At 44.2% G+C, this 11,435-nt stretch carries 9 protein-coding genes; 2 read left to right on the top strand and 7 right to left on the bottom strand.

All coding sequences use genetic code 11. The annotated features are described in order from the left end of the window. The coding region (locus tag DP116_RS22905) for a toll/interleukin-1 receptor domain-containing protein (protein WP_169157368.1) at positions 1 to 803 on the bottom strand (803 nt) is incomplete at its 3' end. A gap of 30 nt (positions 804 to 833) precedes the next feature. Continuing rightward, positions 834 to 1,559: a TIR domain-containing protein gene (locus DP116_RS22900; RefSeq protein ID WP_169157367.1), complete on the bottom strand. Its 726-nt coding sequence runs from the start codon at positions 1,557 to 1,559 to the stop codon at positions 834 to 836. Positions 1,560 to 1,906: 347 nt separating this feature from the next. On the opposite strand from DP116_RS22900, the gene DP116_RS22895 reads away from it, so the two are divergent. After that, positions 1,907 to 3,691, top strand: coding sequence for an RluA family pseudouridine synthase (locus tag DP116_RS22895; RefSeq protein ID WP_169157366.1), 1,785 nt, complete (start codon positions 1,907 to 1,909; stop codon positions 3,689 to 3,691). Between the two features lie 11 nt (positions 3,692 to 3,702). Here DP116_RS22895 and DP116_RS22890 read toward each other — a convergent pair whose 3' ends face one another. Beyond that, on the bottom strand, positions 3,703 to 4,632 hold the full coding sequence (locus DP116_RS22890; RefSeq protein WP_169157365.1) for a cobalamin-binding protein: 930 nt from the start codon (positions 4,630 to 4,632) through the stop codon (positions 3,703 to 3,705). A gap of 400 nt (positions 4,633 to 5,032) precedes the next feature. On the opposite strand from DP116_RS22890, the gene DP116_RS22885 reads away from it, so the two are divergent. Then, positions 5,033 to 6,253 carry an HlyD family secretion protein gene (locus tag DP116_RS22885; protein ID WP_169157364.1) on the top strand — a complete coding sequence of 407 codons (1,221 nt, stop codon included), beginning with the start codon at positions 5,033 to 5,035 and terminating at the stop codon, positions 6,251 to 6,253. A 118-nt stretch (positions 6,254 to 6,371) separates the two neighbouring features. Here the strand turns inward: DP116_RS22885 and DP116_RS22880 are convergent, their stop codons facing one another. From DP116_RS22880 to pruA, 4 genes are all read right to left on the bottom strand, one after another. Next, the gene (locus DP116_RS22880; RefSeq protein WP_169157369.1) at positions 6,372 to 8,933 is read right to left on the bottom strand and encodes a phospholipid carrier-dependent glycosyltransferase; all 2,562 of its coding nucleotides are present in this window, start codon (positions 8,931 to 8,933) and stop codon (positions 6,372 to 6,374) included. A 7-nt stretch (positions 8,934 to 8,940) separates the two neighbouring features. Further along, positions 8,941 to 9,603: a glutathione S-transferase family protein gene (locus DP116_RS22875; RefSeq protein WP_169157363.1), complete on the bottom strand. Its 663-nt coding sequence runs from the start codon at positions 9,601 to 9,603 to the stop codon at positions 8,941 to 8,943. A gap of 83 nt (positions 9,604 to 9,686) precedes the next feature. Further along, positions 9,687 to 10,127, bottom strand: a complete 441-nt coding sequence (locus DP116_RS22870) for a GNAT family N-acetyltransferase (RefSeq protein WP_169157362.1) — start codon at positions 10,125 to 10,127, stop codon at positions 9,687 to 9,689. A 96-nt stretch (positions 10,128 to 10,223) separates the two neighbouring features. After that, positions 10,224 to 11,435 (bottom strand): L-glutamate gamma-semialdehyde dehydrogenase (pruA, locus tag DP116_RS22865; RefSeq protein ID WP_169157361.1); only part of this gene is annotated, 1,212 nt, incomplete at its 5' end.

The following is an 11,435-nucleotide window of genomic DNA, read 5'->3' as shown; positions in this document are numbered from 1 at the left end:
TCGATTTGCAAGGCTTTACGGTAAGAGGCGATCGCTTCATCGAATTTGCCTTGATTGTACAGCGCAATCCCCAGGTTATAGTGAACACTTGGATAATTTTGGTCGATTTGCAAGCTTTTACGGTAAGAGGCGATCGCTTCATCGAGTTTGCCTTGATTTTTCAGCGCAATCCCCAGGTTATAGTGAGCGAGTACAGAGTTTGGATCAAGACGGAGGGCTGCTTTGTATTTGAGGACTGCTTCCTCGAAGTTTTTATCTTCGTACAAACGATGTGCTTCGTTTATCAGACTTGTAACTTGATATTGGCGCTTGTCCAGTTCTTGTGTAGCGTGTTTGGGTGGTGAGTAATTCGAGCTAGCAACTAATCGCTTAACCTCTTCGCGAATTCCTTTGACAACCTCCAAAAATGCTTCATCTCGGTCATTCCAGCTTTTTATCGGTTTGCGATTTTTAGGCAGTGGGGACAGTTCATCAATGGGAGGAGTTTCCCAATCTGCATAACGCAGTAACACCGGGATAACACTAGCCTTTCCTGCTGCATTTTGCTCTAATGCTCGTGTAACTTCAACTGTCCAGTGATAATCTGAAGCAATGAAATCTGGACTTACCAACAGCAGGATAAGCCCAGCTTGGTTGAGAGACTTATCAATTTCACCTTTAAATTCTTGCCCCGCGACGATTTTGCGATCGCTCCAACTGGTAATAACTTTTTCCCGCTGCAAAGACGCTAGATGCTTTTCTAACTCTTCGCGTAAGTCCTCATCCTTTTGGTGGTAGGAAATAAAAACTTCAATAGATTCCATAGGGGGCATTATTTATATATATTAAGATAACTACACAAGCTTTTGCTCGATTTCCTCAAGCTGCCGATCTAACCGATGTAGTTCTGTTTCGCTTTCCTGAATTTGTTTCTCTAGCTTAAACTTTGTCGCTGTATCTGTTTCAATCGAGTATGCTTGGCGCAACCGACTTAATTTTTCGCTCTCTCGGTCATACTGTTGTTGGAGTGAATCTTCTTCTTGCTTCAATCTGCGACGTTGCCTATCTGTTAATTCACCGCTCGTCATCGCTGGTGTAGTAGTTTCAGAAGCGGTTGAAGAGGTTTTTGATTTCGCCATTTCTTCAACGACTCTGCGAATTCCTTGAGCAATATTCAAAAAAGCTTCATCTCTGTCTTGCCAAGTTGTCACAGCTTTGACATTTTTAGGAAGTCCTTGCAGTTTGGCAAAAGGTGCATCACTCCAGTCTACTGGCTTGAGAATAATCGGAATCACGCGAGCTTCTCTTGCCTCATGTCGTTCCATTGCTCGCTGCATCTCAATATCGTAGCAGTAATCTGAATCCACAAAGTTAGCGCTCACCAGCAATAAAATTATATCTGCAGCGTTAAGATTGTCATCGATCGCATTTGCCCATTCCCCACCAGCACTGATTTCCCGATCATGCCAAGCTTCAATCACTCCCTGACGTTTCATCATGCTCAGATGAGTTGCCAATTCGTCTCGCAATACTTCATCTTTATGGGAGTAGGAAAAAAATAGTTTAACTGGATTGGACATATTTTTGAAATCTACTTTATTGAGTTCATGTATATGAATATATAGGCTGAGTTCCCGAGATGAAAGCTTCAGGACTTAGGCACTGAAAACTCGAAACCTCGATACCCCCTAGCTTCCCTTCAAAAGGAGGGAATCTTAAAAGCCCCCTCTTTAACTCTGTTGAGGGATCTCTTTTGCGTAAGTCTTAAGCTTGACAGAAAATTCTTATGGGTTCAGTGTTGTGTAAAATTGTAGCGTTTTTATTAAATACACAAGCAATGCACCGGAACGCATACAGCAGTTTTCAGTTGAGTAGAGCGTAATAATTTCAAATATGGAGAACAAACAGATTTCCAACAATACCTTCTATGATGGTTCTGCATCCGCTTTCAGATTTCATTGACTCTAATTTCCCAGTCAGCGACTCCTCTGCCAACTATTACTATCAAGGGCGTTGTCCTCAAAGTGGGGAACTACTGCGACTACCGCGCACTCCTTTGGTAGAGGCGATCGCCTACAGTTTGATGCAACACCTTGCCATTGATAACCGTTATTCCTCTGAAGGGAAAATGTGCGGGGTATTACTGGTTTCACTGCCTACTGGGGAACAAAGGATACTCAAAGCTTTCTCTGGTCTTCTGAATGGCGACAGCGTAGTTGAGGGCTGGGTACCGCCCATTCCAGGACGAGATCAAGTTGCTTTACAGGAAGCGAGCACATTAGCTCAATTAGATGCTATCAAGCAGGAACTGATAACCCTCAAGCAACTGCCAGAACGGCTGCAGTATGAAACGCTATCTCGTGAGTTTGAGGTGCGCCTGCAACAAATGAGCGATCGCCATCGCGATCGCAAAAACCAACGACACGAAAAACGCCAGATACTCTGCAAAACCTTGGCGGGAGAAACACTTCACTTTGCCCTTGAACAACTCAATGAAGAAAGTCGTCGAGAAGGAATTGAACGAAAGCAACTAAAACGCCAACGAAACGAAGAGTTAAAGCCGCTTCAGCAGTTGATTTCAGCAGCAGATACACGAATTCGGGAATTGAAACAACAGCGTCAAGAACTATCCCGCCAACTCCAGGCGCAGATGCACGCTGCTTACACCCTGATAAATTTTCTCGGACAATCTCTATCACTGCAGCAATTAATACCAGGAGGTATGCCCACTGGCACAGGAGATTGTTGTGCACCAAAGCTACTTCACTATGCAGCAAAGCATAATTTTAAACCATTGGCAATGGCAGAATTTTGGTGGGGTTCCTCTTCTACTCATCAAGATAAAGTGCAAGGAGAATTCTACGGCGCTTGTACAGAGCGCTGTCAGCCATTGATGGGGTTTCTGCTGTCAGGATTGACTCAAAGCAAACCAACTACAGATACTAGCATAACTGAGCGAACCTCACCCTCGCTTTTAGCTACGCTAAAATCTTTCCCTCTCCTTAATAAGGAGAGGGATGCCCGACAGGGCAGGGTGAGGTTCCGAGGGAGTGTGGAGTGTCTTTATACTGGGCAATTACTCGGATTTGACACTGTTTATGAAGACGAATGGTTAATTGTTGTAAACAAACCCCCAGGACTCCTGTCAGTTCCAGGTCGTTATTTTGACACTCAAGACAGTGTTATCACTCATTTGCGTCATCTGTTACCTGATGGGACAGGGCTTGTGGCTGTGCATCGCCTGGATCAGGAAACATCTGGCATACTTATGTTAGCTCGCGATTTGCAAACTTATCGTCAACTGAGTCAGCAGTTTGAGCAGCGGTTGGTTCGCAAAATTTACGAAGCCGTACTTTCCGATTCTATCACTACTGAGCGGGGTGTGATTTCACTGCCACTATGGGGAAATCCTCAAAATCGTCCTTATCAGCAAGTTGATTGGCAGTATGGAAAACCCAGCGTGACTCACTTTCAGATGATAGCAGTTGAGGGAAACTACACTCGCGTCGAGTTTACGCCACTAACAGGACGTACCCATCAGTTGAGAGTTCACGCTGCTGATGTCAGAGGACTTGGGGTACCGATTTTGGGCGATCGCCTTTATGGATGTCGTACAGCAGCAAGTCGGTTACATTTGCATGCGAGGAACCTTTATTTTGAGCATCCGCAGTCGGGAGAAACCATTCATCTACAAGCACAAACGCCATTTTAGCTCACACAAACCTACAAAAGTTCCCAACCCTTTTGTTTATATCCATATTGAAAGATTTCTGGATGCAGGATTTCTGCCAAAATCTCTAGAGAATCTACAAGCCGTGGTCCTGGACGATTGAAGTAGGAATTACCATCAGTGATGTAAACTCTGCCACTTTGGACAGCATGTAACTTTTGCCATTCTGGACGTTGAGTTAGTAGTTGGGCTTCTTGACGGGTACGATTTAAATCAAAGCCACAGGGCATAAAGATGATGATATCCGGGTTGCTAGAAATGAGTGTTTCCCATTTGAAAGTAGTGGAAGGCGAACCTGTGATGCTAAATAATGGTTGTCCTCCGGCTTCGGTTACTAATTCAGGAATCCAATTAGCAGCAACCATCAGAGGATCAGTCCACTCAATGCAAACAACAGTTGGGAGGTGTTCTGTTTGGGAAAGACCTTGTGTTTTTTGGTCTACTATTTTCACCCGTGCTTCCAGATTTTCTATCAATTGCAGCGAGTCTACCCCAAAAACGTTACCCAGCTGCTGAATCTGCTCCCAAATATCTTTAAGAACGTTTGGCTGTAAGGAAATAATCTGAGGAGAGGTATTTGCAATAGTTGCAACTGCTTCTTCCACATCTTTTAGGCTAACAGCACAGACATCACATTGGTCTTGGGTAACAATGTGAGTTGGTTGTAATTTCTCTAAAACATCTGTGTTAATTTGATAAATACTTAGGGCAGATTGCAACAGATAATTAACCTTATCATTAATCTCACCACTTGGGGCGCTACTATTGATACGTGCTTGAGTACAAACAGGGCGGTCTTGAATTTCTGGGGGATAATCACATTCGTGCGATCGCCCAACAATTGCATCCGTCAAACCCAAACCTGCTAAAATTTCTGTTCCACCAGGAATGAGGGAGACTATTCTTACACTGTCATTTGTCATTTTCTACCTCCACGACAGCTGTCATACCTCAATTTTGGCAAAATTCTACAACTGAGGAATCTTTCTCTAGGTCAATGCCTAAGGGGTACTGGGGAAATAGGTTATAAATTGGATAACCATTGAGTCTTCTGAATCAACCTTTCAAGCCATCGGGTGCTAACGACTGTAAACTCAAGCCAACTGGCATTATTTAGATAAAATATATACTGATGCAATATTTGAGTTGATAAGTTATTCGGGGTGTATGGGAATTCTTGAATTCCTTATGGAATCTCCACGTGCAATGCTGTGGGGAACAGTTTATACAATAAGAGCATCAATCAAAACGACCAACAAATAAATGTATCTCTACCGTGCCTCAAGTAAAACTATTGATAATTTGTAATAATGAAGGTCGCTGATGGAACACCTAAATTCTTCACAACAAACCCAACGCCTTGCAGGACTAGAGGGACAAAAACCAGGTTTAGACCAAAAGGTGACAGCTATCACTACCACAGACTCTAACAGCGATATCCAAAAAAACAGCGATATCCAAAAACCTGTACCGCCATCTAAGCGCAATGTGGTACCGAAAGTGCTGTTAGCAGTGTTGTTAGGGGGAGGAGCGATCGCCTCCGCAACTTACGCATACCGTTCATGGCAGTATAACCAGCAGTATGCGGCGAAGTTTCAGGAAACCGATAACGCCTATGTCACCGCAAATGTTTCCCCGATCACTTCCCGCGTATCGGGAATAGTCACCGAAGTGACAGTCAATGATAACCAAATGGTGTCTCCAAGGGATGTATTGGTGAAGATTGATAAAGGCGACTACCAAGCATCTCTGACACAGGCAAAAGCATCTCTAGAATTAGCTAAGCAGCAAGCAGAATTAGCACGGGAAAATATCAAAAAAGATCTCCTCATTCTTAGTGCTTTTGAATCCAACTCAGCACCAAACCAGCCAGTTAACAGAGAGAAAGCATTACAAGCACAAACCATAAATCAGCAAAAACAAGTACATCAGCAACAGTACAAAACAGCGCTAGCTGCTGTCGCCCAAAAGCAGGCAGAGGTTAAAAAAGCTGAACTTCAGCTATCCTACACCAATATTACACCGCTAGTTGTTGGAAAAGTTGCTAACAAAAACGTTTCTGTAGGGCAGCAGGTACAAGCAGGACAAAGTCTTATTACAATAGTGCAGCCAAATCCTTGGATTATTGCCAATTTTAAAGAAACTCAATTAGAAAAAATCCAGCCTGGGCAAAAAGTGACAATTAAAATCCCTGCTTTCCAAAATCGCGAGTTTCGCGGTAGGGTAGACAGTATGTCCCCCACTTCCTTTGGCAAGGTTGCTCTTCCCCCACAAGAAAATGGCACAGCTCATTCCAGCCTTGCTCAAGACGTACAACGAGTTCCAGTCAAAATAGTATTTGAGCCTGAGAGTATTCAAGGTTATGAATCTCGCATGACTCCTGGAATGTCAGCGGTTGCGGTTGTCGAAACGAATAACTCTCTTCCCGTCCAAAAAACGCCTAATTTAACTCCCGCCCAAAAAGCACCTAATGTAACGAACCCCAAAGACCCTAAGGACACGAAGAAAGAAGAGAAAAAAGATAATAGCACCGAGAGACTTTAACATACTCCGGTGTCAACAGACTACGTTTGAGACAGGGAGTGAGGGAGTGAGGGAGTGAGGGAGTGAACGTGAAATCAATTGACATCTGTGCCAATAAGTTTCCACAATCCTGCTTTCTTTACTTCCTCAATGTTGACAAATCTTTCCATGCTTTGACAAAATCGCCTTGCATAAGACCAGCAACTCCTGAAAGAACTCTGAATTCTGGTAAATTGGGATTTTTGGCTAAACTCGGTTCTAAAGATTTTTGGGCTGCTGCTGGTTGCCAGTTGTATAGTTGAACAAATGCTAGATAAGCGTGAGCATAAGGATTTTCTGGATCTAAGTGAGTGACTTGTTTCAGAGATGCGATCGCACCCTCCACTCGCCGCTGCAACACGTTTGCTAACGCCAAAGCGTATGCCCAATCTCGGTTTGGGGTAAAATGTTGCAATCGATATTCTAAAGTCAGCCTTGCTTGTACCAAATAATCCTGAATTGCATCGTATTGATTAATACGTCCAACTTCCTCAAAAACTTGACTCACCGCTTCAGTGCCTTTAGGTAATTGAGCGCCTAAAGTCTCTAATTGACTCACTAAATCCAATTCTGGTGCTTGTGTAGCAGTGGCTTGAGCGTCAATTTGTAGTGTTACTTTTGGCACTGAGACGGGATAACTTTCTCCTGATAGTCTGTTGAGGTAAATTGCCTCTGGGGTATAAGTTCCTGGTGCTACAGTAGAAGGAGGCAACATCGCCATCTTTTCAATCACTTGAAATGTCCCTTCAGGTTTTTTTGCACCAGGATGCAAAGTTCCCATGGCGATACCGTGGTCGTGTATCCATTTTGAATTTTTATTTTTCCAAGTTAGCAGCACTAACCCATGTTGTAATTCATCCCAAGAACCAGACCACTCGTAGCTTACAGGTACTGGTACTCCTGGCGGAGCTTTTTCTGGTACAATTACTTGTGATAGGGCAATTTTGGCTTGTGAGTTTTGTTGAGAAGTCTGTCTGACTTCTAGTGTCGGCGTTTGTTGATGATAAAGCATGAGTTGACTGTTATCAGGCAAATTCCAAGACTTATTGAGTTGAAAATTCCCACCTTGCTCAACAGTCTTTACCATAGCAGCTTGGGCTTCTTTGACTGGTCCTTGTTCACCTGTTTTTGTGAGGAACCACTCAAGCGATCGCCCATCCTGATCGACATACTTTTTCCTGGTTCCCACCTGACGTCCATAAACTTGAAAGTTTTGTAGCGCCCCGTAATAATTAAAATTGTGTTGGTTAATTTCTGGTGTTGATGGTAACACTCCCAGAGTAGAACGCAAATGCGGTTCTGTTTGGATAATTTGGGCAATCACCTGTCGATGGGGTAACTCCTCTTTCATATAAGGATAACGTTGAGCATTGGGACTCAAAACTTGTGTCACCCAACCACCAACAACACCTCCCACCGGAAACAGGTTAAGCAACATTAATATCACTGCTATACCAAAAGTACCCCAACGGACACGGCTTCCAAACAGACTGCGCCAACGCGTCAACCCATACGCTAAAAGCACCGTCAGTACTGGTAAATAAGGCAAGACATAACGTTCATGTTTGTTTATGTTCAAACATGAGAGAAAATATCCCCCAACCCAAAACACAAGTAACCATGTGAGTGATGAGTTTTGCTGATTCGCTTTGCTTGAGGTTATAGTTTCGAGTTTTGGATTTTCAGACGCAAATTTTGAACGCCCCCACCATATAAGTAAACTTACCAGAGGTACAAATAACAAAGGTAACGAAACCTGGTAAGGTAACTGATTCCAATAGTAAATCCAAGATTCCAGCTTATCAAGACCAGGCTGATGTTCAGCAATAGCAGAATCAATTGTCGCCCGTTTACCAGAAGTGAGGATGATAAGCCAATTCGTACGATACCAAGGACCAAAAACCAACACCGAAAAACACAAACCACCCAGTAGTTGTAATAAGCGTCCCCAACGCCGATGACGTAGCGCACCCACTCCAACCCAGACTATCGGCGTCAACAAAAAAAACAACGCCGTCTGCTTCACCATCAACGCCAACCCGAAAGTTAAGCCGAAGGCTACAGCCCAGAGGAGAGGAGGGAGAGAGTGAGGGAGTGAGAGAGGGGGGGAGTGAGGCAAAATTCTCCCTCGTTCTTCTTTCTCCTTGTTCAGTGTGATTCGCCAAACGGTGAGGCAAAAGAAACTCAAAGTTACAACTGCTGTCAAGGGATAATCCAGCAGAAATTCTAAACGAAAGTCATACAGAGCAGGTAAAATTTGGCATAGTGCAGCAGCCCACAAACCTACAGTTTCGCTAAATAGCACAGTGCCCAAACCATAGACTGAAGTTAGTAAAATTGCACTAAACAACAGCATCATCAGAGTTGCTTGATCTGGTCCGATGCCAAAGATATTCTGAACAATAGCTGTAACGATGTAAGTTAAAGGCGGTATTTTGGAAGACAGCAGCCAAAAACTTTGCCACCACTCCTGGTTAAACCACTGGGGATTTTGCAACGCGTGCCAATAATTTAAACTACCAGTTAAATAGTCTGCTTGATCCCAAGCAGGGACAGAACGATCCAAAGCAAACCAAATGCGATCGCACAACGCCCCCAATAACCAAATTATCCCAAGTATCAGCAGGCTATTAAACCTATTCTGCTTATCTTTAGCAGTCATCTTAAGTTCAATTCGGTGGGTTTGTGTAGCTTTCAATCGTTTCCGTTTCGTGTTTAGCAGCAGCAATCCAGTTTTGCATGGCAGGAAGCGCCAGAATTGCTTCTGCATAAGTGCTGCAAACCGAGTCAAGCTGAACGCCGTAGGTTATAAACCGAGTCACCACGGGAGCATACATGGCATCTACAATCGTGAATGCGCCAAACAAAAAATTTCCGCCCATGCCAAATGCTTCTCGACATTCGTGCCAAATGGTTGTAATACGGGTAATATCGGCTTGCACGGAGGCAGGTACTTCACCACCTGGAACGTAAGCGCGAATGTTCATTGGCATATGCTGGCGCAAATTGGCAAAGCTGGAGTGCATTTCCGCACAGATGGAACGAGCGATCGCCCTCGGTTTTGCTGCAAGGGGTAACCAAGGCAAAGCTGGAAACTGCTCAATTAAGTACTCTAAAATCGCTAGCGAATCCCAAACCGTGATCTCGTCGTGGAGTAACACGGGTACCTTACCGGATGGTGAATAACGCCGCACTTGCGCCGAGGAACCAACTTGATAAAGCGGAATGCGGATTTCTGTAAACTCCAGCCCCATCTGCTTCATCGCTAGCCACGGGCGCAGCGACCAAGAGGAATAGTTTTTGTTGCCAATGACCAAAGTCAGTGAAGTCATACGATTGTGTATTGAGGTACTTTGCAAACATTTACAGCAGTTTTCTATTGGCACTCAGTGATCAGTTATCAGTTATCAGTTGTTCACTGATTTAATTTCTTCCTCATTGTCACATGACGAATGCCAGCCTCTTCAAAAACCTCTCCCTCTTCCTGAAAACCCAACTGTTGATGCAAACCTTTGATATACTCTTGCGCATGAACCACAACTTCTGGAATATTCTTACTCGCTATAACATCCATTGCCTTTTCCATAATTTTCTTGCCAATACCATACCCTCTACCTACGGGTAAAACAGCAAGCCTTTCAATCTTCGCAGTCTTGTCATCCAAATATCTCACCCTCGCAGTTCCCACATACTCTCCATTTAAAGAAGCAATCAACTGCTGAGAAGTTTCATCTTCTCCATCAAAATCTAAATCAGGATCTACACCTTGTTCTTCTTGAAAAACAGACTTCCTGATTGCTTGAATTGCTGAAAACTCCTTATACCAATCAGCAACTCTAACGATGACATCCTTCATTCAAATCTCTTCGCGCCCTTCGCGTCTTCGTGGTTCGATAATAAAATAAGGTGGGCAACGCTGCCCACCCTACTAACTTACTTTAATTTTGAATTGTTAATCTGCTCCCTCAATAGGCGCAAAACCTTGACGTTGAATATTCTCCGTCACCGTACGCGGTTCTGTGAATTGCAGCAGATAATCTGGTCCCCCAGCCTTAGAACCAACACCAGAAAGCTTAAAACCACCAAACGGCTGTCGTGCAACAATAGCACCCGTAATATTGCGGTTAATGTATAAATTCCCGACTTCAAATTCATCCTGCGCCTTCTCAATGTGCGAAGGAGTTCTAGAGTAAAGTCCTCCAGTCAAGGCGTAGTTAGTACCGTTAGCAACTTCCAGCGCCTCTTTGAAGTTCTTCACTTTAATCACCGCGACAACTGGACCAAAAATTTCTTCTTGGGCTATGATTCCATTTGCTGGTACATCTTTAAAGATAACAGGACCGATAAAATACCCGTTATCCGGTGCTGGCATTTCCAAAGCCACTTTTGCTTCTGCCTTACCTTTTTCGATATACTCACGAATGCGCGAGCGTGCATTCGCATCAATCACTGGTCCAACTTGCGTACTCGGTAACTCCGTCTCCCCAATGTTCAACGATTTCGTCGCTTCCACAAACCGCTGCACAAAAGTATCATATACCGGTTCCAGCACCACCACCCGTGAACAAGCAGAACATTTTTGTCCGCTGTAACCAAACGCCGACTGCACCACCCCAACAACAGCAGAGTCTAAATCAGCACTTTCATCCACAATGATCGCATTCTTCCCGCCCATCTCCGCAATTACTCGTTTCATATGCTTTTGACCAGGCTTAAGAATTGCCGCATCTGCGTAAATCCGACACCCTACTTCTTGTGAGCCTGTAAAAGCAATCACATGAGTATCAGCGTGATTCACTAGATAAGCACCAACCTGCGAACCCTTACCAGGCACGTATTGAAAAACACCTTTAGGAATTCCAGCATCGACCAAAACTTCCGTTAACTTCGCCGCAATCACAGAAGATGTTTCCGCAGGTTTGAGCAAAGTACAATTTCCTGTAACCAAGGCTGCAACAGTCATTCCCGTTGCAATAGCAAGAGGGAAATTCCAAGGAGAAATCACAACAGCAATTCCCCGAGGCTGGTAGATATAACGGTTTGTTTCCCCTGCAACGTCGTAATTATAACCCGGGTCTAACTGTTCCATCTCCGAGGCGTAGTAGCGACAGAAGTCTATCGCTTCGGAAACCTCAGCATCCGCCTCCCGCACTGGCTTCCCAAC

This window comes from Brasilonema bromeliae SPC951, from assembly GCF_012912135.1.
Taxonomy (GTDB): Bacteria; Cyanobacteriota; Cyanobacteriia; order Cyanobacteriales; family Nostocaceae; genus Brasilonema; species Brasilonema bromeliae.
Note: the sequence above shows the minus strand (reverse complement) of the source record. Positions and strands in the feature narration are given on the sequence as shown.